At 60.5% G+C, this 24,779-nt stretch carries 22 protein-coding genes and 4 tRNA genes; 17 read left to right on the forward strand and 9 right to left on the reverse strand.

Going from position 1 to position 24,779, the window contains the following annotated elements:
- Window positions 1-208: 208 nt before the first annotated feature.
- The 5 genes from thrP to QDT79_RS05120 all read left to right on the forward strand — a co-directional run bounded on the left by thrP (window position 209) and on the right by QDT79_RS05120 (window position 2,233).
- On the forward strand, window positions 209-1,612 hold the full coding sequence (gene thrP, locus QDT79_RS05100) for a bifunctional threonine/serine APC transporter ThrP (protein WP_308316255.1): 1,404 nt from the start codon (window positions 209-211) through the stop codon (window positions 1,610-1,612).
- A gap of 135 nt (window positions 1,613-1,747) precedes the next feature.
- A tRNA-Arg gene (locus QDT79_RS05105) sits at window positions 1,748-1,824 on the forward strand.
- Between the two features lie 55 nt (window positions 1,825-1,879).
- Window positions 1,880-1,955 (forward strand) — tRNA-His (locus tag QDT79_RS05110).
- A 40-nt stretch (window positions 1,956-1,995) separates the two neighbouring features.
- A tRNA-Leu gene (locus tag QDT79_RS05115) sits at window positions 1,996-2,082 on the forward strand.
- Between the two features lie 74 nt (window positions 2,083-2,156).
- Window positions 2,157-2,233: transfer RNA gene (locus tag QDT79_RS05120), tRNA-Pro, on the forward strand.
- 725 nt (window positions 2,234-2,958) lie between these two features.
- Here QDT79_RS05120 and hemY read toward each other — a convergent pair.
- The 4 genes from hemY to hemC are packed head-to-tail and all read right to left on the reverse strand — an operon-like array spanning window position 2,959 to window position 6,984.
- The gene (hemY, locus tag QDT79_RS05125; RefSeq protein WP_063989082.1) at window positions 2,959-4,155 is read right to left on the reverse strand and encodes a protoheme IX biogenesis protein HemY; all 1,197 of its coding nucleotides are present in this window, start codon (window positions 4,153-4,155) and stop codon (window positions 2,959-2,961) included.
- A 3-nt stretch (window positions 4,156-4,158) separates the two neighbouring features.
- Window positions 4,159-5,283 (reverse strand): uroporphyrinogen-III C-methyltransferase, encoded by a 1,125-nt coding sequence (gene hemX / locus QDT79_RS05130; protein ID WP_197817057.1) that lies wholly within the window; start codon window positions 5,281-5,283, stop codon window positions 4,159-4,161.
- Between the two features lie 22 nt (window positions 5,284-5,305).
- Complete coding sequence (gene hemD / locus QDT79_RS05135) at window positions 5,306-6,046, reverse strand: uroporphyrinogen-III synthase (protein WP_063989080.1); 741 nt, start codon at window positions 6,044-6,046, stop codon at window positions 5,306-5,308.
- Entirely contained in the window at window positions 6,043-6,984 is a 942-nt protein-coding gene (gene hemC / locus QDT79_RS05140) for a hydroxymethylbilane synthase (protein ID WP_308316256.1), read from the reverse strand. The genes hemD and hemC overlap by 4 nt, the downstream gene beginning before the upstream one ends.
- Window positions 6,985-7,300: 316 nt before the next feature.
- Between hemC and QDT79_RS05145 the strand changes: the two genes are divergently transcribed.
- Window positions 7,301-9,853: a class I adenylate cyclase gene (locus QDT79_RS05145; protein WP_019452546.1), complete on the forward strand. Its 2,553-nt coding sequence runs from the start codon at window positions 7,301-7,303 to the stop codon at window positions 9,851-9,853.
- Window positions 9,854-9,889: 36 nt separating this feature from the next.
- On the opposite strand, the gene cyaY is transcribed toward QDT79_RS05145, so the two are convergent.
- Window positions 9,890-10,210: an iron donor protein CyaY gene (gene cyaY, locus QDT79_RS05150; protein WP_015376263.1), complete on the reverse strand. Its 321-nt coding sequence runs from the start codon at window positions 10,208-10,210 to the stop codon at window positions 9,890-9,892.
- Window positions 10,211-10,288: 78 nt separating this feature from the next.
- On the opposite strand from cyaY, the gene lptM reads away from it, so the two are divergent.
- The 6 genes from lptM (at window position 10,289) to uvrD (ending at window position 15,966) form a co-directional block, all read left to right on the forward strand.
- Window positions 10,289-10,495: an LPS translocon maturation chaperone LptM gene (gene lptM, locus QDT79_RS05155; RefSeq protein ID WP_301336322.1), complete on the forward strand. Its 207-nt coding sequence runs from the start codon at window positions 10,289-10,291 to the stop codon at window positions 10,493-10,495.
- A gap of 71 nt (window positions 10,496-10,566) precedes the next feature.
- Window positions 10,567-11,391: a diaminopimelate epimerase gene (gene dapF, locus QDT79_RS05160; RefSeq protein WP_063989077.1), complete on the forward strand. Its 825-nt coding sequence runs from the start codon at window positions 10,567-10,569 to the stop codon at window positions 11,389-11,391.
- The gene (locus QDT79_RS05165) at window positions 11,388-12,101 is read left to right on the forward strand and encodes a DUF484 domain-containing protein (protein ID WP_049203609.1); all 714 of its coding nucleotides are present in this window, start codon (window positions 11,388-11,390) and stop codon (window positions 12,099-12,101) included. The genes dapF and QDT79_RS05165 overlap by 4 nt, the downstream gene beginning before the upstream one ends.
- Entirely contained in the window at window positions 12,098-13,009 is a 912-nt protein-coding gene (gene xerC, locus QDT79_RS05170) for a tyrosine recombinase XerC (protein WP_308316257.1), read from the forward strand. Before QDT79_RS05165 ends, xerC begins: the two co-directional genes overlap by 4 nt.
- Window positions 13,009-13,725: a 5-amino-6-(5-phospho-D-ribitylamino)uracil phosphatase YigB gene (yigB, locus tag QDT79_RS05175; protein ID WP_038874105.1), complete on the forward strand. Its 717-nt coding sequence runs from the start codon at window positions 13,009-13,011 to the stop codon at window positions 13,723-13,725. Before xerC ends, yigB begins: the two co-directional genes overlap by 1 nt.
- Before the next feature lie 78 nt (window positions 13,726-13,803).
- Window positions 13,804-15,966, forward strand: coding sequence for a DNA helicase II (uvrD, locus tag QDT79_RS05180; protein ID WP_033649640.1), 2,163 nt, complete (start codon window positions 13,804-13,806; stop codon window positions 15,964-15,966).
- Window positions 15,967-16,011: 45 nt separating this feature from the next.
- On the opposite strand, the gene QDT79_RS05185 is transcribed toward uvrD, so the two are convergent.
- Window positions 16,012-16,488 (reverse strand): WbuC family cupin fold metalloprotein, encoded by a 477-nt coding sequence (locus tag QDT79_RS05185; protein ID WP_063989075.1) that lies wholly within the window; start codon window positions 16,486-16,488, stop codon window positions 16,012-16,014.
- Window positions 16,489-16,933: 445 nt separating this feature from the next.
- On the opposite strand from QDT79_RS05185, the gene corA reads away from it, so the two are divergent.
- Entirely contained in the window at window positions 16,934-17,884 is a 951-nt protein-coding gene (gene corA, locus QDT79_RS05190) for a magnesium/cobalt transporter CorA (RefSeq protein WP_063989074.1), read from the forward strand.
- A gap of 16 nt (window positions 17,885-17,900) precedes the next feature.
- Here the strand turns inward: corA and rarD are convergent, their stop codons facing one another.
- Complete coding sequence (gene rarD / locus QDT79_RS05195; RefSeq protein WP_025304876.1) at window positions 17,901-18,788, reverse strand: EamA family transporter RarD; 888 nt, start codon at window positions 18,786-18,788, stop codon at window positions 17,901-17,903.
- 66 nt (window positions 18,789-18,854) lie between these two features.
- Window positions 18,855-19,325, reverse strand: coding sequence for a thioesterase family protein (locus tag QDT79_RS05200; RefSeq protein WP_004934267.1), 471 nt, complete (start codon window positions 19,323-19,325; stop codon window positions 18,855-18,857).
- Between the two features lie 203 nt (window positions 19,326-19,528).
- On the opposite strand from QDT79_RS05200, the gene pldA reads away from it, so the two are divergent.
- Genes pldA through rhtC form a run of 3 tightly spaced genes read left to right on the forward strand, consistent with a single transcriptional unit; the run spans window position 19,529 to window position 22,916 of the window.
- The gene (gene pldA, locus QDT79_RS05205) at window positions 19,529-20,407 is read left to right on the forward strand and encodes a phospholipase A (RefSeq protein WP_063989073.1); all 879 of its coding nucleotides are present in this window, start codon (window positions 19,529-19,531) and stop codon (window positions 20,405-20,407) included.
- A 43-nt stretch (window positions 20,408-20,450) separates the two neighbouring features.
- Window positions 20,451-22,283: an ATP-dependent DNA helicase RecQ gene (recQ, locus tag QDT79_RS05210; protein ID WP_033636658.1), complete on the forward strand. Its 1,833-nt coding sequence runs from the start codon at window positions 20,451-20,453 to the stop codon at window positions 22,281-22,283.
- 12 nt (window positions 22,284-22,295) lie between these two features.
- Entirely contained in the window at window positions 22,296-22,916 is a 621-nt protein-coding gene (gene rhtC / locus QDT79_RS05215) for a threonine export protein RhtC (RefSeq protein WP_016929486.1), read from the forward strand.
- Window positions 22,917-22,964: 48 nt separating this feature from the next.
- Here rhtC and rhtB read toward each other — a convergent pair whose 3' ends face one another.
- On the reverse strand, window positions 22,965-23,585 hold the full coding sequence (gene rhtB / locus QDT79_RS05220; protein ID WP_308316258.1) for a homoserine/homoserine lactone efflux protein: 621 nt from the start codon (window positions 23,583-23,585) through the stop codon (window positions 22,965-22,967).
- Window positions 23,586-23,732: 147 nt separating this feature from the next.
- Here rhtB and pldB point away from each other — a divergent pair, with 147 nt between their 5' ends.
- Complete coding sequence (gene pldB, locus QDT79_RS05225) at window positions 23,733-24,776, forward strand: lysophospholipase L2 (protein ID WP_308316259.1); 1,044 nt, start codon at window positions 23,733-23,735, stop codon at window positions 24,774-24,776.
- Window positions 24,777-24,779 lie beyond the last annotated feature (3 nt).

The following is a 24,779-nucleotide window of genomic DNA, read 5'->3' on the forward strand; positions in this document are numbered from 1 at the left end:
TGCGAAACGATACCGCCCGGAAATTATCCCTGGCCGCTGAAGCCTGATGCGACAGCGCTGAACGATGTCCTTCTCACGGTAACTTCGCTCCGACTACCCGTTGATGCCAACCCGATCGGCAGGGGATGATTTATTCTTTTAATAATGACAATAACGACCGGCAGCAGCCGGCAGGCAAACACAACCCGAGAAAAATTATTGAGGATTTATGGCACACAAAGAGAAACCGCAAGGGCTACACCGGGGCCTTGAGGCCCGGCATATCGAGCTTATCGCTCTGGGGGGCACCATCGGTGTCGGCCTGTTTATGGGATCAGCCAGTACGCTGAAATGGGCGGGGCCGTCGGTACTGCTGGCTTACATCATCGCCGGGCTGTTCGTGTTCTTCATTATGCGTTCGATGGGGGAGATGCTGTTCCTTGAGCCGGTCGCCGGGTCGTTTGCCGTTTACGCGCATAAGTACATGAATCCCTATTTCGGTTATCTGACCGCCTGGGGCTACTGGTTTATGTGGATTGCCGTCGGTATTTCTGAGATCACCGCCATCGGGGTGTATGTGCAGTTCTGGTTCCCGGAAATACCGCAGTGGGTGCCGGCGCTGATTGCCGTGGCGATGGTAGCGCTGGCCAACCTGGCGGCGGTGCGCCTGTATGGGGAGCTGGAGTTCTGGTTCGCCATGATCAAGGTCACCACCATCATCGTGATGATTCTGGTGGGGTTGGGGGTGATCTTCTTCGGTTTCGGCAACGGCGGTGAACCTATCGGTTTCGCCCATTTGACGGCGCACGGCGGTTTCTTTGCCGGTGGCTGGAAAGGCTTCCTGTTTGCGCTGTGCATCGTGGTGGCGTCCTATCAGGGGGTTGAGCTGGTGGGCATCACCGCCGGGGAAGCCAAGAATCCGCAGGTGACGCTGAAACGCGCGATCAACAATATCCTGTGGCGCATCCTGATCTTCTATGTCGGCGCGATCTTCGTCATCGTTACCATCTTCCCGTGGAACGGCATCGGCACTACCGGCAGCCCGTTCGTGCTGACCTTCGCCAAGATCGGCATCGTCGCTGCCGCCGGCATCATCAACTTCGTGGTGTTGACCGCCGCGCTCTCCGGCTGCAACAGCGGCATGTACAGCGGTGGCCGCATGCTGTACGCCCTGGCCAAGAACCGCCAACTGCCGGCGGCGCTGACCAAGCTTTCCGCCAGCGGCGTGCCGGTGAACTGCATCGCCGTCACCATCGCCTGTCTGTTGGTGGGTTCCGCGCTGAACTACATCATCCCTAATCCGGAGCAGGTGTTCGTGTATGTCTACAGCGCCAGCGTGCTGCCGGGCATGGTGCCGTGGTTCGTGGTGCTGATAAGCCAGCTCTATTTCCGCCGCGCCCATAAGGAAGCGATCAAAACCCACAGCTTTAAGTCGATCATGTTCCCGTATGTGAACTATCTGACTATCGCTTTTCTGGTTTGCGTGCTGGTCGGCATGGGAATCAACCCGGATACGCGAATTTCCCTGTTGGTCGGGGCGATTTTCTTAGCGGGCGTCAGCCTGTGTTACTTCGCTTTCGGCATGCACAAGAAACATCATCCGGCTGAAAATCGGGTAGAAACGCGGCAATAAACGGTGAAAAGGGGCTACGGAGTGCGCTTTCCTGCGCGGGAGTGAGCAAAGCGTAATCAAACGCAACATTTCTGCGAAAAAGCACTAGACAGAATTGGCGTAAATCCGTAGTATCCCCTCCCGCAACGGCGCTACGCGCCCGTAGCTCAGCTGGATAGAGCGCTGCCCTCCGGAGGCAGAGGTCTCAGGTTCGAATCCTGTCGGGCGCGCCATTAAGTTTGTGCGCAGGAGCTGCGGTGGTAACATCGTGAGTAAGAAGTAGTAATGGTGGCTATAGCTCAGTTGGTAGAGCCCTGGATTGTGATTCCAGTTGTCGTGGGTTCGAGTCCCATTAGCCACCCCACTTCCTAAGAAGTGAAGATTTAGCAGTATTTTGTGACAGTGCGAAGGTGGCGGAATTGGTAGACGCGCTAGCTTCAGGTGTTAGTGTTCTTACGGACGTGAGGGTTCAAGTCCCTCTCTTCGCACCACGCAAAATATCTGATAAATATAAGATTTATATGGACAACGGTCTGATAAATCGGGTAGTATGAGCAACACAAATCGGCGAGTAGCGCAGCTTGGTAGCGCAACTGGTTTGGGACCAGTGGGTCGGAGGTTCGAATCCTCTCTCGCCGACCACTTTCGAAAAACCTGCTTTTTAAAGCAGGTTTTTTTCGTCTGTCGTTTATGAGGATGAGTACCTCCGCAGGAGGTTCGAGCCTCGCGAAGCGAGACGAGAAGGCAGGCCCGCGCAGTAATGCGCGGGCTTTTTGCGTATCTAAGGATGAGCATGTTGCCTCTGCCGACAAACGTGTTGGTTTTCAGCGACAACGGCATCCCGCGCTGTCGTCAGGTTGAGACAAATAATTTATTGATTTAAAAAGATAAAATTGGCTTTGGCTTAAGTCGTCGTTTTGAGGCGACAACTTGATAAAGGCCATTAACAAGGAACGCCAGAGAGTCGTTTTTGACGGGAAAGGGAGAGTTAAATAAAAAATCAATATTTTCAATATATTGAACTCTATTTTCCTATGAGGGAGCCTCAATTTAAAAGTTGGCACGCCAAATGCAATATCTATAGCGTAGATGCTCATTCCACCTCTTATGTTCGCCTTAGGCCTCATAAACCCTGGGAATGACGCAGAGCCGATTTAGGGTGCCTATCGCCCACGAGAACGATGACTAACCCGTCATCACGCTCAGGGCAGAACGTTGAGTGAGGCACCGCCCCTGTTGTCCTAGACCTGATTGCTTCTTTATACACTTGCCCTACGGCAAGTGTTTTTTTTGCGCCACAGAAAACCCCGGGGCAAAAAAAAGCGCGGCATCGGGGCCGCGCTTTTCTCACTCACTCGGGCAGGGCGTTATTCGCCGCCGTTCTGTTTCAGCGTCAACATCAGCCCCTCACGGCGCATCTGCGCCGCCTCATCCGAACGATGCAGTTTCTCCAGCGTATCGGCTAACCAGGCGTAGTCGTAAGCATCCGGGCGCTGTTTCAGCGCTTCACGGAAGGCGTCGGCCGCTTGCTGCCACTCGCCGTGCTTCATCAACAGCTGCCCCAGCGTGCTGTTCAACAGCGGCGTCGCGCCGTGTTGTTTCATCTGCTGACGCAGCGCTCTTTCCAACTGCTCGGGGTTGCCGGATTTGAGCCGCGGCAGCAACAGCACCAGGCGCTCGTCGTATTGGCGCTTCAGGCTGTCGAGCACAATCTCCTGCGCCAGTTCGTGGTCGTTGCATTCGATCAGGTGTTCCACCATCGCGATTTGCAGCGGCACCTCGTGACGCGTCTTGCGGCTCTGATCTTTCCACCAGCGCTTCAGGCCTTCACTGCCTTCGTCCGCCATCGCCTGATTCATCAGACCGATGTAAGCCTGCTGCTGCAACGCCAGTAGTTGTTCTTCGCTGTGCAGTTCGATTTTACGCATCGACGGCAGCACTTCCAGCAGTGACGCGTAGGCGCCGGTGCGCAGATAGGCTTGTTCCGCCAGACGCAACACTTCCGGATGACGTGGCGCCTGATTCAGCAGGCGATCGACACCGTGGCGCGCGGCGTGGTTCTCGCCCTGCGCCAGCTGGATGCGAACCCGGGTGATGTCCACCGGCAGTTGATCGGTGTCGGCCGCTTCGGCAGCGCGCTCCAGATACTGATTGGTGCGGAAGTCGTCGCCGCGTTGCTGTGCGGCCTCGGCGGCCAGCAGGTAGTTCACCACCGGCTGTTCGGCGTGGTCGGCGTTGCGCGTCATTAGCTTCTCAACCTGCTTGTAGTCGCCTTCCGCCAGCTTGATCAGCGCGGCTTTGGTTTGCTGGCGTGCGCGGGTGCGCTTGCGGCCGATAAACCAACCGCGCGTGCGGGCGCCGGTGCGGAAGAGACGGCGCAGGATCCACTCGATCGCCAGCAGCACCACGAACAGCAGCACCAGCATAATCACCAGGCCGGTGACGCTGGTTTCAATATTGTAATTGTCGGTCTGGATCAGCACATAGCCCTGATGCCCGGCCAACATCGGCCCGAGCACCACGCTGGCGATCACCACCAGGAACAGAAATAACACGCGTAACATGGCTTAACCCTCCTGGTGAGCGGCAGGGGACTGGGTCATCAGGTTGCGCACCCGGGTCTGCATCACTTTTTCCAGCAGCGGCTGGCTTTTCAGCTGATCCGGCACGTCCATCGAGATCGACTGCTGGCTCAGGCTGTCCAGCTCTTCCAGGAAGGCTTTGGTCGCTGGATCGGTGGTGTCGAAATAAGCGCGCACCCAGGTAGAGACAGTTTCCAGAGACTGCTTGTAGGTCTCGTTCTGGTGGCGCGGGATGGCCTGCGCGGCCACCAGCAGGCGCGAACGGATATTTTCGCGCAGGTAGATGTCCTGGTTCGGCGCCAGCAGCGGCTCGGCGCTGGTATCGCGGCGGCGGATGGTAATGAAGTCGGCCATGAAATTGCGCCAGCTCTTGGCCAGGTTCTGCCGCCATTCGCCGATCGAACCGGAGAGCTCGCTGCTGTTTTGATCCATCGGCGCTTCGTCGGTGTCGTTGTCCGCCAGACGCAGGTTATCCACCTGATTGGACAGCTGATTGACCTTGAGGATGATGCCGTCGTAATCGACCTGGGTCAGTGTAGCAAGTGTGCTGATGTCTTCGGTAATGGCGCGGCGTACCTCGAGCAGGCTCGGATCGTTCATGTCCGCCAGGCTGGCGTCGGCGCTTTTCAGCAGCGCGGCGGCGCTGGTCACGTCCTGATCGCTCCACAGCTTGCGGCCGGCCATTTTCACCAGAAAATCGGCCTGCGCCAGCAGCCAGGTTTTGGCGTCGCTGCCGGAGATGGTCGCTACTTTTTCCTGCAGTTCGCTCAGTTGGCGCGCCAGGTTCGCCTGCTCGCGATCGGCGGCGTCCAGGGTTTTACCCTGCTGCTGCAACAGGCCTTCCAGCGCATTTCTTTCCTGCTGCTGGCTCTGTTTCACGCTTTCAAGCTGCTGCTGCAGCGCCTGATTGGCGGCGATCAGCTGTTGCGCTTGCTTGTGCGTGTGGTAATAGCCGCCCGCGCCGAGGGCGATGACCAGCACGATAGCGATCGCGCCGAGCACCGGGCCGGTATTCTTGCCTTTGCGGCTGGCAGCGGCTGGCTGCTGGGAGCTCTCAACCGCGTTGGTTGGCTCTTCAACCGGGGCGGATGGGGTATTTTGTTCCGTCATAGTGGCACATCCCATAGTCAGATTATTGTAGCGCGCGGATCAGCGCGTCATTATCGGCGTTGTCAGCTACCCGAATCGTACGCCAGCCCAAGTCCCGGGCGAGGGTAGCCAGGCGTTCGCTCACTACTACCAGGCGGCAACGCAGCAGCCATGAAGAACGATAGTAATCAGGAACTAAAGTATAGAGCTGTTGTAACATTTCACCGCTGGTCACCACCAGCGTATCCACACCGGCACGCTGCCAGTGGGCGCTTTGCTCGCTGCCGTCGTAGTGCACCGGGCTACGTTGATAGCATTCATAATAGCTGACGTCGGCGCCGCGCTCGCTCAGCGTCGTGCCCAGCAGCTCACGGCCGCCGTTGCCGCGCAAAATCAACGCGCGTTTGCCCGCCAGTTTTTGCAGCGCCGGCAGCAGCAGCAGCGTTTCGCTGATCTCGCGTTCGCGCGGGTATTCCACCGGCAAACTGCTGATGCGGTGCAGCGCCAGCCCGGTGGTGCGGCCGATAGCGTAATAGGCCAGGTGCGCGGGCCAGCTCAGCCCGGCGCGGCCGATGACAGAATCGGCGTAGTTCACCGAATGCTGAGACAGCACGAACACCAGATCGCCTGCGCCAAGCTGCTGCAACGCCTGCGGCAGCTTAGGCAGATCGCCGCCGGGGGCGAAGTCGATCAGCGGTGCATGATAGGCAACCCGGCCGAGTGCGCGCAGCCGGCTCACTAACCGCTCGCCCGAAGGCGATGGACGGGTTACCAGGATCGTCATGCCGGCGGATTTCCCTGGTAAACCTCGCGCAGGATCTCGCGCGCGCCGCGCGCCAGCAGCTCTTCCGCCAGCTCAACGCCCATCCGTTCGGCCTCGGTGGCCGGCCCGCGGCGTTCGCCGCGCACCATCTGGCTGCCGTCCGGCGCACCAACCAAGGCACGCAGCCACAGGCTGTCGCCATCCAGTTCGGCATAGCTACCGATCGGCACCTGGCAACCGCCTTCCAGACGGGTGTTCATCGCCCGTTCGGCGCGCACGCGGGTTTCGGTAGCTGCATGGTTCAGCGGCGCCAGCAGCGCGCGGGTGACGCTGTCGTCGAGGCGGCATTCAATGCCGACCGCGCCCTGGCCGACCGCCGGCAGGCACTCTTCGGCGCTCAGCGGGCTGCGGATGCGTTGCTCCAGGCCCAGGCGTTTCAGACCGGCCACCGCCAGAATAATCGCGTCGTAGTCGCCGTTGTCCAGCTTGGCCAGGCGAGTGCCGACGTTGCCGCGCAGGTCGCGCACGATCAGATCCGGGCGGCGTTCACGCAGCTGGCACTGGCGGCGCAGGCTGGAGGTGCCGACCACGCTGCCCTGCGGCAGTTGATCGAGCGAGGCGAAACGATTGGAAACAAAAGCGTCGCGCGGATCTTCGCGTTCGCAAATGGTGGTCAAACCGAGGCCGGCAGGGAAATCGACCGGCACGTCTTTCATCGAGTGCACGGCGATGTCGGCGCGGCCTTCCAGCAGCGCCAGCTCGAGTTCTTTAACAAACAGGCCTTTACCGCCGACTTTCGCCAGCGGCGTATCCAGAATAACGTCGCCGCGCGTCACCATCGGCACCAACTCGACCTGCAGGCCGGGATGGTTGGCCATCAGACGTTGCTGCACATAATGTGCTTGCCAGAGTGCAAGCGGGCTTTGTCGGGTGGCAATTCGAATAATTTTGTCTAACATGCTTGTTACCGTTTTTATATTTCGCCATCCATCCTACCACTGAGAGCCAATACTGTCAGTGCAAGAAGCCGGAGGCGGAAAAAGGACAACGGAATCAAAGGGACGTGTGATGTGCTTTGGGGCAGTTAACACTGCGGGTAAATCGTTTAGGGAAGCGCTACAATAATTGTGAAGCGTTACCTCCTTTACGGTCAATCAGCAAGGTGTTAAATTGATCACGTTTCCAGCAATAAGTCGCCAAATATTCTTCTTACACTAACGGCGCTTATGGAATACGGGTTTTTTTCTAAACACCGGGATAATCAGGCGAGACGTCTTGTACCTCTACATCGAGACATTGAAGCAGAGACTGGATGCGATCAATCAGCTACGCGTCGATCGCGCCCTGGCGGCTATGAAGCCCGCGTTTCAACGGGTATACAGTCTGCTGCCCACCTTACTGCACCACCACCACCCGCTGATGCCGGGTTACCTGAACGGTAACGTTCCCCACGGCATTTGCCTCTACACGCCTGATGAAACTCAACAAGATTACCTGAACGATTTAGAAGACAAATGGGGTAGCCCGTTTGACAAACCGGCCAGCGGCGAGCTGCCGATCACTGGCGTCTATTCGATGGGCAGCACCTCGTCTATCGGCCAAAGCTGCAGCTCGGATCTCGACATCTGGGTCTGCCACCAGTCCTGGCTGGACAACGAAGAACGCACCCGCCTGCAACAAAAATGCAGCCTGCTTGAGAAGTGGGCCGCCTCGATGGGGGTGGAAGTCAGCTTCTTCCTGATCGACGAAAACCGCTTCCGCCATAATGAAAGCGGCAGCCTGGGCGGCGAAGACTGCGGCTCGACGCAGCATATCCTGTTGCTCGACGAATTCTATCGCACCGCGGTGCGCCTGGCCGGCAAACGCATCCTGTGGAACATGGTGCCGGGCGAAGAAGAAGCGCACTACGATGAATACGTGCTGTCGCTGTACGCGCAGGGGGCGCTCACGCCGAACGAGTGGCTGGATCTCGGCGGCCTGAGTTCGCTGTCGGCGGAAGAGTACTTCGGCGCCAGCCTGTGGCAGCTGTACAAGAGCATCGATTCGCCTTACAAGGCGGTGCTGAAGACCCTGCTGCTGGAAGCCTATTCCTGGGAATACCCCAATACCCAGCTGCTGGCGACCGACATCAAACACCGGCTGCATCAGGGTGAGATCGTCAGCTTCGGGCTCGACGCCTACTGCATGATGCTTGAGCGCGTGACCCGCTACCTGACCGACATCAACGACACCACCCGCCTCGATCTGGCCCGCCGCTGCTTCTACCTGAAAGTGTGTGAAAAGCTGTCGCTGGCCAAGGCCTGCGTCGGCTGGCGGCGCGAGATCCTCAGCCAACTGGTCAGCGAGTGGGGCTGGAGCGAAGAGCGTCTTGCGATGCTGGACAACCGCGCCAACTGGAAAATCGAGCGAGTGCGCGAAGCGCATAACGAGTTGCTCGACGCGATGATGCAGAGCTACCGCAACCTGATCCGTTTCGCCCGCCGCAACAACCTCAGCGTCAGCGCCAGCCCGCAGGATATCGGCGTGCTGACCCGCAAACTGTACGCGGCGTTCGAAGCGCTGCCCGGCAAGGTGACGCTGGTGAACCCGCAGATTTCGCCGGACCTGTCGGAAAACGATTTAACCTTTATTCACGTGCCGGTTGGCCGCGCCAACCGCACCGGCTGGTACCTGTATAATCAGGCGCCGGCTATGGATTCGATCGTCAGCCATCAACCGCTGGAATATAACCGCTACCTGAACAAGCTGGTGGCCTGGGCCTATTTCAACGGCCTGCTGACGCCGCAGACCCGCCTGCACATCAAGAGCGGCAACCTGTGCGACACCGCCAAGCTGCAGGAACTGGTGGCCGACGTTTCCCATCACTTCCCGCTGCGCCTGCCGGCGCCGACGCCGAAAGCGCTGTACAGCCCGTGTGAAATTCGCCATCTGGCGATCATCGTCAACCTGGAAAACGATCCGACCGCCGCCTTCCGCAATCAGGTGGTGCACTTCGATTTCCGCAAGCTGGACGTGTTCAGCTTCGGCCAGCAGCAACAGTGCCTGGTGGGGAGCATCGATCTGCTGTACCGCAACTCCTGGAACGAAGTGCGTACCCTGCATTTCAGCGGCGAGCAGTCGGTGCTGGAAGCGCTGAAAACCATTCTCGGCAAAATGCACCAGGACGCCGCGCCGCCGGAGTCGGTGGAAGTGTTCTGCTACAGCCAGCACCTGCGCGGCCTGATCCGCACCCGTATCCAGCAGCTGGTGTCGGAGTGCATCGAGCTGCGCCTGTCCAGCACCCGCCTGGAGCCCGGCCGCTTCAAGGCGGTACGCGTCGCCGGGCAGACCTGGGGGCTGTTCTTCGAGCGCCTGAGCGTATCGGTGCAAAAGCTGGAGAATGCGGTGGAGTTTTACGGCGCCATCTCCAACAACAAGCTGCACGGCCTGTCTATCAAGGTGGAAACCGATCAGGTGCATTTGCCGCCGGTGGTGGATGGCTTCGCCAGCGAGGGGATCATCCAGTTCTTCTTCGAAGACACCTCAGACGACAAGGGCTTCAACATCTATATTCTGGATGAGTCGAATCGGGTAGAGGTGTATCACCACTGCGAGGGCAGTAAAGAGGAGCTGGTGCGCGACGTCAGCCGCTTCTATTCCTCGTCGCACGATCGCTTCACCTACGGCTCCAGCTTCATCAACTTCAACCTGCCGCAGTTCTATCAGATCGTGCAGCTCGATGGGCGCACGCAGGTAATCCCGTTCCGCAGCAATGTGCTGTCCAGCCTGTGTGTGACGGTGGCCGATGGCGCCGCTCAGCCGCTGAAACAGCAGTTCCAGCTGCATTGACGCCGCAAGGGCTCGGTTGCCGAGCCCTGCTTAGCCTCAGGAAAAACGCAGTTCCTCGCCGGCCTGCGCGCTGGCCGCTTCGCTGAGCAGCTGATAAAACGGCTGCCCGCTGCGATCGCATAGCCAAACGCCGTCGCGGTAGTTGAAGTGGTAACCGCCGGCCTTGGTGGCGAGCCACACCTGGTGCAGCGGCTCCTGGCGGTTGATGACGATTTTGGTGCCGTTTTCGAAGCTCAGCGTCATTACGCCGCCATTGGTTTCGTAATCGATATCCGCATCGCCGTCAAAATCGTCCAGTGTCTCTTCAATATTCAGCATCAGCTGGTCGGCCAACTGGTGAAACTCGCTGTCGTTCATATTCAATTCCTATTGCTTTTCATGATCCACCTGCGATTATAGAGACCTTGGACGCATGAATTACAGGCATTAATGCAAATGAAAAAACAACTACGCTATGCGCTGATGGCAGTTCTGGTTACCGGCCTCGTCGGCTGTGGTCTGAAAGGCCCGCTTTACTTCCCGCCTGCCGATCCCGCCAGCCAGAAACCGGCCAAGCCGCCGGTGCAAACGGGCGATCAGGTGCAAAAGAACCAGCAGGAGCAGTCTGGCTCTCAGCAAAAACCGTCGATGGTCGACCAGTAACACCCTGTTTGCGGTAGCGAGCGCCGCCGCAAAATCAAGACGGATAGCGCGTCCAGATAGCGGAGTATGATATGCAGTTCTCCAAAATGCACGGTCTGGGCAACGACTTTATGGTGGTCGATGCCGTTACACAGAATGTCTATTTTTCACCTGAGCTGATCCGCCGGCTGGCCGATCGGCACCTGGGCGTCGGCTTTGACCAGATGCTGGTGGTAGAACCGCCTTACGATCCCGAGCTGGATTTTCACTACCGAATTTTCAACGCCGACGGCAGCGAAGTGGCGCAGTGCGGCAACGGCGCGCGCTGCTTCGCGCGCTTTGTGCGGTTGAAAGGGCTGACCAACAAACGCGACATCCGCGTCAGCACCCAAACCGGGCGCATGGTGCTCAGCGTCACCGACGACGATCGGGTGTGCGTCAACATGGGTGAGCCGAACTTCGACCCGCAGGCGGTGCCGTTCCGCGCCGCCAAGGCTGAAAAGACCTACATCATGCGCGCGGCGGAACATACCGTGCTGTGCGGCGTGGTGTCGATGGGCAACCCGCATTGTGTTCTGCAAGTGGACGATGTAAAAACCGCCAAGGTGGAGCTGCTCGGCCCGGTGCTGGAAGGGCATGAGCGCTTCCCGGAACGGGCCAACATCGGTTTTATGCAAGTGGTCAGCCGCGATCACATCAAGCTGCGCGTTTACGAGCGCGGCGCCGGCGAAACGCAGGCCTGCGGCAGCGGCGCCTGTGCGGCGGTGGCGGTGGGGATCCAACAGGAATTGCTGTCAGAAGAGGTGCATGTAGAACTGCCGGGCGGCAGCCTGCATATTCGCTGGAAAGGGCCGGGCAACCCGCTGTTTATGACCGGCCCGGCAACCCATGTCTATGACGGATTTATTCATCTATGAAAAGCGTAGAAGAACAGAGCGTCGCCGGCCTGGCGCTGGATGACGACACCGTGATGCAGTACCTGCTGCAGAACCCGGATTTCTTTATTCGCAACGCGCGCCAGGTTGAGCAGATGCGCGTGCCACACCCGGTGCGCGGCACCGTTTCGTTGGTGGAATGGCATCTGGCCCGCCAGCGCAATCACATCGAACGGCTGGAAGAAGAGATCACGCTGTTGATGGAGCAGGCCAGCGCCAACGAAGGGCTGTTCGCCAGGCTGCTGCACCTGCAGGCCGATCTGGCTACCGCCGACAGCCTGCAGGACATGCTCAACCGGCTGCAGCGCTGGGCGCGCGGGTTCGGTTTGGCCGGCGCCACGGTGCGCCTGTTCGCCGAGCGCTGGAATATCGGCGCGCCTTCCGATTTTACCCACCTGGCGCTGACGCGCTCGGCGTTCGAGCCGTTCCGCATTCAGCGGCTGGGCAGCGAACAACACTACCTCGGCGGCCTGAACGGCCCCGAACTGCTGCTGCTGTTGCCGCAGGCCAAACAGATTGGCCAGATTGGCTCGGTGGCGCTGTCGATGTTGGGCGACGACGGTGAACTGGGCATGGTGATCTTCAGCAGCCGCGATACGCAACACTATCAGCAGGGCATGGGCACGGTGATGCTCAATCAACTGGCGCGCATGCTGCCGGAGCTGCTGGAACGCTGGGTCGAACGCGCATGACGCCGATTGCGCCCAGCCTGCAGCAGCCGGTGGACGCTTTTCTGCGTTATCTCAAGGTAGAACGGCAACTCAGCCCGCTGACGCAGCTCAGCTATTCGCGCCAGCTGGCGGCGCTGATGCGCCTGGCGCAGGAGATCGGCGTCACCGACTGGGCGGCGCTGGACGCCGCCCGGGTACGCATGCTGGCGGCGCGCAGCAAACGGGGCGGCCTGCAGTCCGCCAGCCTGGCGCTGCGGCTCTCTTCGCTGCGCAGTTTCCTCGACTGGCTGGTCAGCCAGGGCGTATTGCACGCCAACCCCGCCAAAGGCATCCGCACGCCGCGCAGCGGCCGCCATCTACCGAAAAACATCGACGTTGATGAAATGAACCAGCTGCTGGAGATCGATCTCAACGATCCGTTGGCGGTGCGCGATCGCGCCATGCTGGAGGTGATGTACGGCGCCGGTCTGCGCCTCTCCGAACTGGTGGGGCTGGATTGCCGCCATGTCGATATGGCCGCCGGCGAGGTGTGGGTGATGGGGAAAGGCAGCAAAGAGCGCAAATTGCCGATCGGACGCACCGCCGTCACCTGGCTGGAACACTGGCTGGCGATGCGCGATCTGTTCGGGCCGGAAGATGACGCGATGTTCCTGTCCAATCAGGGGCGGCGCATCTCGACGCGCAACGTGCAAAAGCGCTTCGCCGAATGGGGCGTGAAACAGGGCGTCAACAGCCATATCCACCCGCACAAGCTGCGTCACTCCTTCGCTACCCACATGCTGGAGTCCAGCGGCGATCTGCGCGCGGTGCAGGAGCTGCTCGGCCACGCCAACCTGACCACCACGCAAATTTATACCCACCTCGACTTTCAACATCTGGCGAACGTGTACGATGCCGCGCATCCGCGTGCCAAACGGGGGAAATCCTGATGCATTTTTATCGCCCGCTGCGCCCGCTGGCGGCGCTGACTTTCGATCTGGACGATACGCTGTATGACAATCGCCCGGTGATTAGACAGACCGAACAACAGTCGGTGGCCTTCCTGCAGAGCTACCATCCCGGCCTGAACAGCTTCCAGTCGGCGGATTTCCACCGCCTGCGCCAGGAACTGCGTGAGCAGGATCCGGAGATCTACCACGATGTCACCCAGTGGCGCTGGCGCGCCATTCATCTGGCGCTGAGCCGGCAGGGGCTGCGCGATGCCGACGCGGCGATCGGGGCCGATGCGGCGATGCAGAACTTCGCGCTGTGGCGCAGCCGCATCGAGGTGCCGGAAGCGACCCACGCCACGCTGAAGGCGCTGGCCGCGCGCTACCCGCTGGTGGCGATCACTAACGGCAACGCCGATCCGGCGCAGTGTGGCCTGGACGGTTACTTCCAGTTTGTATTGCGCTCCGGGCCGGATGGGCGCGCCAAACCGTATCAGGACATGTATCACCTGGCCGTCGAGCGGCTGGGCGTGGCGCCCGAGCAGATCCTGCACGTGGGCGACGATCTGACCACCGACGTCGCCGGCGCGCTGCGCGCGGGGCTGCAGGCCTGTTGGATCAACGATCGGCAACGCTGCCTGATGCAGGCCGCCGACAGCCGTCTGCTGCCGCATATTGAGATTTCGCAGTTGGCATCGCTGACAGCATTGTTATAATCCCTGCCAGAACTCTGTATAAATTTCCAGTGAAAAACCCGTCACCGGCGGGTTTTCCCTTAACCATTAGTGGTGCCTATGGACGTCTCCGATCTGCTCGACAGCCTGAATGAAAAACAACGTGAAGCCGTGGCGGCGCCGCGCAGCAACCTGTTGGTTCTGGCCGGGGCGGGCAGCGGCAAGACGCGGGTGCTGGTGCATCGCATCGCCTGGCTGCTGTCGGTGGAGAACTGTTCGCCGTATTCGATCATGGCGGTGACCTTCACCAACAAGGCGGCGGCGGAAATGCGCCACCGTATCGAACATCTGATCGGCACCAGCCAGGGCGGCATGTGGATCGGCACCTTCCACGGCCTGGCGCACCGTCTGTTGCGCGCCCACCACCTGGAAGCCAACCTGCCGCAAGATTTCCAGATCCTCGACAGCGACGACCAACTTCGGCTGCTCAAGCGTATCATCAAGGCGCTGAACGTTGACGAGAAGCAGTGGCCGCCGCGTCAGGCGATGTGGTACATCAACGGCAAGAAAGACGAGGGTCTGCGCCCGCAGCACGTCGAGACCTACAACAACCCGGTAGAGGCCACCTGGCTGCGCATCTACCAAGCCTACCAGGAAGCCTGCGATCGCGCGGGGCTGGTGGATTTCGCTGAGTTGCTGCTGCGCGCACACGAGCTGTGGCTGAACAAGCCGCATATCCTCAACCACTACCGCGAACGTTTCACCAACGTGCTGGTGGACGAATTCCAGGATACCAACAGCATCCAGTACGCCTGGATCCGCCTGCTGGCGGGCGGCAACAGCAACGTGATGATCGTCGGCGACGATGACCAGTCGATCTACGGCTGGCGCGGCGCGCAGGTGGAAAACATCCAGCGCTTCCTGAAGGACTTCCCCGGCGCGGAAACCATCCGCCTGGAGCAGAACTACCGTTCCACCAGCAACATCCTGAAAGCGGCTAACACCCTGATCGCCAACAACGACGGGCGCATGGGCAAAAACCTGTGGACCGAAGGCGGCGAAGGCGAGCCGATTTCCATCTACTGCGCCTTCAACGAACTCGACGAAGCGCGCTTCGTGGTCAACCGCATCAAGACCTGGCAGGACAACGGCGGTGCGCTGAACGACTGCGCCATCCTGTACCGCAGCAACGCCCAGTCGCGCGTGCTGGAAGAGGCGCTGCTGCAGACGGCGATGCCGTACCGCATCTACGGCGGCCAGCGCTTCTTCGAACGTCAGGAAATCAAGGATGCGCTGGCTTATCTGCGCCTCATTTCCAACCGCAACGACGATGCGGCCTTCGAGCGCGTGGTCAACACCCCGACGCGCGGCATCGGCGATCGCACCCTCGACGTGGTGCGCCAGGCGGCGCGCGATCGCCAGCTGACGCTGTGGCAGGCGACGCGCGAGCTGATGCAGGACAAGGTGTTGGCCGGCCGTGCCGCCTCGGCGCTGCAGCGTTTCATCGAACTGGTGGAGTCGCTGGCGCATGAAACCGCCGATATGCCGCTGCACGTGCAGACCGACCGGGTGATCCGCGATTCCGGGCTGTTCATCATGTATGAGCAGGAGAAGGGCGAAAAGGGGCAGGCACGTATCGAAAACCTTGAGGAGCTGGTGACGGCGACGCGTCAGTTCAGCTATCAGGACGAAGATCAGGATCTGATGCCGCTGCAGGCGTTCCTGTCGCATGCGGCGCTGGAGGCGGGCGAAGGCCAGGCCGACGCCTATCAGGACGCGGTGCAGCTGATGACCCTGCACTCCGCCAAGGGCCTGGAGTTCCCGCTGGTGTTTATCGTCGGTATGGAAGAAGGCATGTTCCCGAGCCAGATGTCGCTGGATGAAGGCGGCCGTCTGGAGGAGGAGCGCCGTCTGGCCTATGTGGGCGTAACGCGCGCCATGCAGAAGCTGACGCTGACCTACGCCGAAACGCGCCGTCTGTACGGCAAAGAGGTTTACCATCGGCCGTCGCGCTTTATCGGCGAACTGCCGGAAGAGTGCGTGGAAGAAGTGCGCCTGCGCGCCAGCGTATCGCGGCCGGTCAATCACCGCCGCATGGGCACGCCGATCAGCGAGAACGATACCGGCTACAAGCTGGGCCAGCGCGTGCGCCATCCCAAGTTTGGCGAAGGCACCATCGTCAATCTGGAAGGCAGCGGCGAGCACAGCCGGCTGCAGATCGCCTTCCCGGGCGAGGGCATCAAGTGGCTGGTGGCGGCCTACGCTCGCCTGGAAACGGTATAAAGAGAGGGGAGAGTTGCAGGGGCACGCCCCTGCAATCGTTCATTATCATCCGTGAGGGTAGCGATCGCCGACCTGCGCGGTGGCATACCAGCGCATCACCGTTTCGGTGCCTTCGCCGCCTTCCTGCGGCGCCCATTGCATGCAGTCCTCTTCGGTCAGCGCCTGATACGGGCCCTGCTTCACTTCGAACACCACGCCGCCGGCATCGACCGACAGCACCGCATGCCAGGTAAATGCCGGCATCTCCAGCACTTTGGTTTCTTCGCCGAGCAGGGTGCGCTGCGTCACGACGCCGTCATCGTTGAACTGCAACACGACAAAACGGCCGCGCAGCGGCGTCAGCAGCTCCCAGGTTTGCGGGTGGCGGTGTGGGCGGATATAGGTGCCGGGTTCCATGGCGATCGCCAGGCGTTGCACTGGGTCGCTCAGCTCTTCGTGTAAGGTGCGGTGCGCGCGCAGGCGGGCCACGCTGGCGGCCTGTTCGCTCATCGCGGTCAGTTCATGGGCGGTAATCTGTTTCATCGTTTAAATCCGCATGCTTGTCGTACCATCAGGGTGATGTCATCTTAGCAACATTCTTGGTGGCGGTAAGCGATCGCCGCGACTTTTTCAGTACGGTTTACGCGCCATTTCTGCCATTGATCATCGTGATGATTTGTTGCGCAATTATCCCGCCTAACGTGTTGACAGGCTTTTTCTTCTCGGCGTAACATGCGCGCACTATTATCATTGAGGACAGACGCCTTGGACACACCCAGTAGATACTGGCTCACTGACCTGCGCCGCAGGTATAACTTCTAAGGCTCTCCGTTTTTGCTGATAGCCTTCGTGGTTGTCGGCGACCCCGCAAAGCGTCGCTATGAGTCAGATCTCTTCATGGTCTGAAACAAATCGGTGATACGCATCCCCTCTGTTTCTGTGCTTCAACGCGTTGTCCGCACCCGTTACCTTCACGGAGTTTTGGCACATGCTGAGCGCTTTTAAATTAGATAACCGCCGCTTGTCCCGTCTGGAGCTGGACGACTCGGATGATCTCACGTCATCGCTGTGGGTTGACCTGGTCGAGCCGGAAGAGGGCGAGCGTGAGCGCGTGCAGAATGAGCTGGGACAAAGCCTGGCGACGCGTCCCGAACTGGACGACATCGAAGCCTCCGCCCGTTTCTTCGAAGACGAAGACGGTCTGCATATCCACTCCTTCTTCTACTTTGAAGATGCGGAAGATCACGCCGGCAACTCCACGGTGGCGTTCACCATCCGCGACGGCCGCCTGTATACCCTGCGCGAGCGTGAACTGCCGGCGTTTCGCCTGTACCGCATGCGCGCCCGCAACCAGACCATGCTCGAAGGCAACGCCTACGAACTGCTGCTGGATCTGTTCGAAACCAAGATTGAACAGCTGGCGGACGAGATAGAGAACATCTACAGCGATCTGGAACAGCTCAGCCGGGTGATCATGGAAGGGCATCAGGGCGACGAATACGACGCCGCGCTGTCGACGCTGGCGGAGCTGGAAGATATCGGCTGGAAGGTGCGTTTGTGTCTGATGGATACCCAGCGCGCGCTCAACTTCCTGGTGCGCAAGGCGCGTCTGCCAACCGGCCAGCTGGAGCAGGCGCGTGAAGTGCTGCGCGACATCGAATCCCTGCTACCGCACAACGAATCGCTGTTCCAAAAGGTGAACTTCCTGATGCAGGCGGCGATGGGCTTCATCAACATCGAACAGAACCGCATCATCAAGATCTTCTCGGTGGTGTCGGTGGTGTTCCTGCCGCCTACGCTGGTGGCTTCCAGCTACGGCATGAACTTCGAATTCATGCCGGAACTGAGGTGGTCATTCGGCTATCCGGGCGCCATCACCTTGATGATCCTGGCCGGTCTGGCCCCATACCTGTACTTCAAGCGCAAGAACTGGCTGTAACCCGGCGGCGCCGGGCTCAGCGCAGCTTGCGCTGGGTGTAGAGCGCGTCGAGGGTGAACAGGATCAGCGCCGCCCAGATAAAGCCGAAGGTCACCAGCTTATCCTGGCCGATGGTCTCACCGTAGAAGGTGACCGCCAGCAGGAACATCAACGTCGGGCCGAGATACTGGAAGAAACCCAGCGTCGACAGGCGCAACCGGGTAGCCGCCGCGGTGAAGCACAGCAGCGGTACGGTGGTGACGATGCCGGCGGCGACCAACAGCAGGTTCAGCGACCACGGGTTGGCGCTCAGGTGGCTGGTGGGGCTGTCGGCGAACAGGAACAGATAGGCCGCCGCCACCGGCAGCAGCCACAGCGTCTCAATCAGCATGCCGGTCTGGGCGTCGATGGCGATTTTCTTGCGCAGCAGGCCGTAGAAGGCGAAGCTGAACGCCAGCCCCAGACCGATGATCGGCAACGAGCCGAACTGCCAGAGCTGCACCAGCACCCCGGTGAACGCCAGCGCCACCGCCACCCACTGCATGCGGCGGAAGCGCTCGCCGAGAAACAGCATTCCCAACAGCACGTTAACCAGCGGGTTGATGAAATAGCCCAGGCTGGCTTCCAGCATATGGTGGTTGTTCACCGCCCAGATGAACAGCAGCCAGTTGCCGCCGATCAACAGCGCGGTGACTGCCAGCAGCAGCAGCCGTTTGCGGTTTTGGCAGGCGGCGCGCACTTTCGGCCAGTTGCGGCCCAGCGTGATCAGCGCCAGCATGAAGAAAAACGACCAGATGATCCGGTGGGTGAGGATCTCGTCCGCGGATACTTGCTGGATCAGTTTGAAATAGGCCGGGGCGATGCCCCACATAAAATAGGCGGCCAGGGCGAAGAAAATGCCCTGACGCGTTTGCTTTGCGTCCATGACGTCACTCGGGTGGGGAACGTAAGATGCGGTGAGTGTACTGAAGACGCTCACCGCACACAATCATCAGCCGACCAGATAGGTGGCGGTGGCGGTCGCGATATGCAGGCCGTCGTGGTTATGCAGTTCTACGCGCGCGACGGCGACCTTGTTGCCGCTGCGCAGCACGCTGGCGGAGGCGACGAAGTGCTCGCCGCGGCCGGGGCGCAGATAGTCGACGCGCAGATCGATGGTGCCCATGCGCGACAGCTTGGCGGCGATCTCTTCTTCGATCAGCGGCTCCATGCGCGTCAGCACGCCGCCGGCGCAGGCCAATCCGGCGGCGACGTCAAGCACCGCGGCGATCACGCCGCCGTGCAAAATCTCCTGTGCGGCGTTGCCCACCAGCTTGCGCTGGTTGGTGAAGCTCAACTCGACGTAATCATCGTCGAAGCGGCGCAGCTCCAGGCCAAGCTCGCGGTTGAACGGCATGTGGTAGACAAAGATTTCGCCGATCTTGCGGCGGGCGGCTTCCAGGGTCAGTGCTGTGGTCGACATAGCGGGTTTCCGTTTTTCTTTTGCGTTTTAAAGGAGCTAACTGGTCAGTCCAGGTTAATGGAATGTTGATTTTATGCTTAACCTTTGTTGCTTTCCAGACTATTCCAATAAAACCGGCCTGCGCTGCGGGAAAGCCTCCTTTGTGTGTAAAATGGCCTGATTTTTTCCGGGATTGCCCTTTTTCGTTGGAGTGAGGAGAGGTTATGCGCATTTTGTCAGGGATCGTTTCCGCCACGCTGCTGATGCCGGCGCTGGCATTGGCTGAGGAAGCCAAAGAGCAGCAGATTCACGATAAGCCGGCGGTGCGCGGCAGCATTATCGCCAACCTGCTGCAGGAGCACGATAATCCGTTCACGCTGTATCCTTACGATCCCAATTACCTGCTGTATACCGACACCAGCGATATCAACAAAGAAGCCATCAAGACGTACAACTGGGCCGACAAGGCGCGCAAGGACGAGGTGAAATACCAGCTTAGCCTGGCGTTTCCGCTGTGGCGGGGCATTGCCGGCGACAACTCGGTGCTCGGCGCGTCTTATACTCAGCGCTCTTGGTGGCAATTGTCCAACCGCGGCGAGTCTTCACCGTTCCGCGAGACCAACTACGAGCCGCAGCTGTTCGTAGGGTGGGCGACCGATTACCGCTTTGCTGGTTGGACGTTGCGCGATATTGAAATCGGCGTTAACCACCAGTCTAACGGCCGCTCTGATCCGACGTCGCGCAGCTGGAATCGCGGCTATGCGCGGCTGATGGCGCAAAACGGCAACTGGCAGGTGGATCTCAAGCCCTGGTTCCGCTTCTCGGAGAGCTCGAGCAACGATGACAACCCGGACATCACCAAATACATGGGATACTACCGGTTGAAGGTCGGTTACGCCTGGGGCGACAGCGTGTTCAGCGTCGACAGCCACTATAACTGGAACAGCGGCTACGGCGGCGCGGAGCTGGGCTGGAGCTATCCGATCACCCGCAACGTGCGTTTCTATACCCAGGTGTTCAGCGGCTACGGCGAATCGCTGATCGACTACAACTTCCGGCAGACACGGGTGGGCGTTGGTGTCATGCTGAACGATATTATGTAATCATACCCGGTGGGTGTGTACCGATGAAAAAATGGGGAAGTGTGTGTCAACCGCAGCAGTGATTAACAGAGAGTTGCTGGCCGAGCAGGTATTGCGCGATACCTTCGGCTACCAGCAATTCCGTCCGGGCCAACAAACGATTATCAACGCCGCGATCGGCGGGCAGGATTGCCTGGTGGTAATGCCGACCGGCGGCGGCAAGTCGTTGTGCTACCAAATCCCTGCGCTGGTGATGGACGGCCTGACGCTGGTGGTTTCCCCGCTGATCTCGCTGATGAAGGATCAGGTCGACCAACTGTTGGCCTACGGCGTTTCCGCCGCCTGCTATAACTCGACGCAAACCCGTGAGGAGCAGCTGGACGTCATGGCCGGCTGCCGCAACGGCACCATCAAGATGCTGTACATCGCGCCGGAACGGCTGATGATGGAAAGCTTCCTCAACCTGCTCGACCACTGCCCGCCGGCGATGCTGGCGGTGGATGAGGCGCACTGTATTTCGCAGTGGGGCCATGACTTCCGGCCGGAATATCGCGCGCTGGGTCAGCTGAAACAGCGCTTCCCGTCGATGCCGGTGATCGCGCTGACCGCCACCGCCGACGAGTCCACCCGCGGTGATATCGTGCGCCTGCTGTCGTTGCAGGATCCGCTGGTGCAGGTCAGCAGCTTCGACCGGCCGAACATCCGCTACACGCTGGTGGAAAAATTCAAACCGCTCGATCAGCTGTGGCGCTTCGTGCAGGATCAGCGCGGCAAGAGCGGCATTATCTATTGCAACAGCCGCGCCAAGGTGGAAGACACCGCCGCGCGCCTGCAAAGCCGCGGGCTGAGCGTCGGCGCCTACCACGCCGGGCTGGACAACGATCGCCGCGCGCAGGTGCAGGAAGCGTTCCAGCGTGACGATCTGCAGGTGGTGGTGGCCACCGTCGCCTTCGGCATGGGCATCAATAAACCTAACGTGCGCTTCGTGGTGCATTTCGACATCCCGCGCAATATCGAATCCTATTATCAGGAGACCGGCCGCGCCGGGCGCGATGGCCTGCCGGCCGAAGCCATCCTGCTGTACGATCCGGCCGACATGGCCTGGCTGCGCCGCTGCCTGGAGGAAAAACCCGCCGGGCAGCAGTTGGACATCGAGCGCCACAAGCTGAACGCCATGGGCGCGTTCGCCGAGGCGCAAACCTGCCGCCGCCTGGTGCTGCTCAACTACTTCGGCGAAGGCAAGCACGAGAACTGCGGCAACTGCGACATCTGCCTCGATCCCCCCAAACGTTACGACGGGCTGGAGGATGCGCGCAAAGCGCTGTCCTGCGTGTACCGCGTCGGTCAGCGCTTCGGCCTAGGGTACATTGTGGAAGTGCTGCGCGGCTCCAACAACCAGCGCATTCGCGAATACGGTCACGACAAGCTGCCGGTGTACGGCATCGGCCGCGATCAAACCACCGAACACTGGACCAGCGTGCTGCGCCAGCTGATCCACCTGGGTTTTATCACCCAGAACATCGCCATGCACTCGGCGCTGCAATTGACCGAGGCGGCGCGTCCGGTGTTGCGCGGCGAGGTGGCGCTGCAGCTGGCGGTGCCGCGTATCCAGAGCCTGAAGTCGCGCGGCAGCGCCAACCAGAAATCCTACGGCGGCAATTACGATCGCAAGCTGTTCGCCAAGCTGCGCAAACTGCGCAAGTCGATCGCCGACGAAGAAAATATTCCGCCCTACGTGGTTTTCAACGACGCCACGCTGCTGGAAATGGCCGAACAGATGCCGATTAAGGCCGGCGATCTGCTGAGCGTCAACGGCGTCGGCCAGCGCAAACTGGAGCGTTTCGGCGCGCCCTTTATGGCGATGATCCGCGACCATCTCGACAATGATGAAGACTGAGGGCGATAAATCATGCTGATGCTGTTTCTCACCGTGGCGCTGGTGCATCTGATTGCGCTGATGAGCCCGGGGCCGGACTTCTTTTTCGTGTCGCAAACCGCCGCCAGCCGCTCGCGCCGCGAGGCGATGATGGGCGTAGTCGGCATTTCGCTCGGCATCGTGGTGTGGGCCGGCGTGGCGTTGATGGGGCTGCATCTGATCCTGCAGAAGATGGCCTGGCTGCATCAGATCATCATGGTCGGCGGCGGCATTTACCTGTGCTGGATGGGGTGGCAACTGCTGCGCTCCGCGCGGGCGCAGCAAGCGCAGCCGGCGGCGGAGGCCCAGGTGGCGTTGCCGAAGGCCGGGCGCAGCTTTATTCGCGGTTTCCTGACCAATCTGTCCAACCCGAAAGCGGTGATCTATTTCGGCAGCGTGTTCTCGCTGTTCGTCGGCGACAGCGTCGGCGCCGGGGCGCGCTGGGGGCTGTTCTTGCTGATCGTCGCCGAGACCTTCGTCTGGTTCAGCCTGGTGGCGGTGGTGTTTGCGCTGCCGGCGATGCGCCGCGGCTATCAGCGGTTGGCCAAGTGGATAGACGGGGTGGCGGGCGTGCTGTTTACCGGCTTCGGGTTACACCTGATCTTTACCCGTTGACCGGCAGTGAAACGCCAAAGGCCGAGCAGCGATGCCCGGCCTTTTTTGTCAGGCTTTGCGGGCGGTCGCCAGCAGCCCCGCCACCAAAATGAACAGCGAACCGAACACCCGGTTAAGCAGTTGCATCTGGCGCGGGGTTCTCAGCCAGCCGGCGATGCGCGTCGCCAGGGTGGCGTAACCGATCATCACCAGAATATCCACCACCACGGTGGTGACACCGAGCACCAGATACTGCTCGGCCTGCGGCTGATTGGGCAAGATAAACTGTGGGAACAGCGCGGCGAGAAACACGATGCTTTTCGTGTTGGTCAGGTTGACCAGCACCGCACGGCGGAACAGACGGCGGCGCGGCATGCTGCCCGCCAGCGCATGCAGATCCAGCGCCCCGGCGGCGCGCCATTGCTGGATGCCGAGCCACACCAGGTAGGCGGCGCCCAGCCATTTCAGCAGTTCGAACGCCAGCAGCGATTGAGAAATCAGCGCGCCGAGGCCGATGCCCACCAGCACGATGTGCGCGCTCAGCCCGACCTGCAGCCCGGCGATCGATGCGGCGGCGCCGCGATAGCCGTGGCTGATGCCGGTGCTCATGGTATTGATGGCGCCTGAGCCGGGGGACAGGCTGAGGATAAGCGTGGTCAGCAGGTAGGTTAACCACCAGTCCAAGGTCATGGTTCTCGGCTCCCTGAAAGTGTCGTTTTGTGCCACAATGCGCCGAGGCGGCGCCGTTTTTTGTAAGAATTGAATCACAATACGCTAGTATGATTTCTTGTGCCAGCGGTCACATTTTCCGCCGGCCCCACAGGGAAAACGCTCTCGATGGCCTCGTTCACTCTCAGCTCCGATGACTGGTTAACGCGTGAAACGCAGTTCGCTGCCTTCGCCACCGGGCCGCTGCTGGACTTCTGGCGGCTGCGGGAAGAAGGCGAGTTCAGCGGCGTGGACGGCGTGCCGATCCGCTTTGTGCGTTTTCGCTCCGCACGGCATCAGCGAGTGGTGGTGGTCAGCCCCGGCCGCATCGAAAGCTACGTGAAATACCCCGAGGTGGCCTACGATCTGTTCCACTGCGGTTACGATGTGGTGATCGTCGATCATCGTGGCCAGGGGCGCTCCGGCCGTTTACTGGCGGATACGCACCGCGGTCATGTGGTAAACTTCGCCGACTACGTGGACGATTTCGAGCAGCTTTGGCAGCGCGAGGTCGAATCGCGCGGTTATCGGCAGCGCTTCGCGCTGGCGCATTCGATGGGTGGCGCGATCCTGGCGCAGTTCCTGCAGCGTCGGCCGCAGGCGTTCGACGCGGCGGCGTTTTGCGCGCCGATGTTCGGCATCCAGTTGCCGATGCCGGGCTGGCTGGCCGACCGCATTCTCGACTGGGCGGAGACCCGCCCGGCGATCCGCGACTATTACGCGGTGGGCACCGGCCAGTGGCGGCCGCTGCCCTATGTGGTTAACGTGTTGACCCACAGCCGCGAACGCTATCGGCGCAGCCTGCGCTATTATGCCGATTACCCCGAGCTGCAGGTGGGCGGGCCGACCTACCATTGGGTGCGGGAGAGCATTCGTGCCGGCCGGCAGATTATCGCTCAGGCCGGGGAGATAACAACGCCGCTGTTGCTTTTGCAAGCCGGTGAGGAGCGGGTGGTCGACAACCGTTCGCACCAGGCTTTTTGTCAGGCTCTGTCAGACGCGGGGCGCCCTTGCGAAGGGGGGCTCCCGTGGGTTATCAACGGCGCACGCCATGAGATCCTGTTCGAGCGGGACGCGATGCGCGCCGAAGCACTGAACGCAATCCTGCGCTTCTTTGCTCAACACTTAGGCGGCGCGCTGCCGCCGACAACTCCATCAGAGGTTAGAACATAACGC

Origin of the sequence: Serratia marcescens (assembly GCF_029846115.1) — a bacterium.
GTDB lineage: Bacteria > Pseudomonadota > Gammaproteobacteria > Enterobacterales > Enterobacteriaceae > Serratia > Serratia marcescens_L.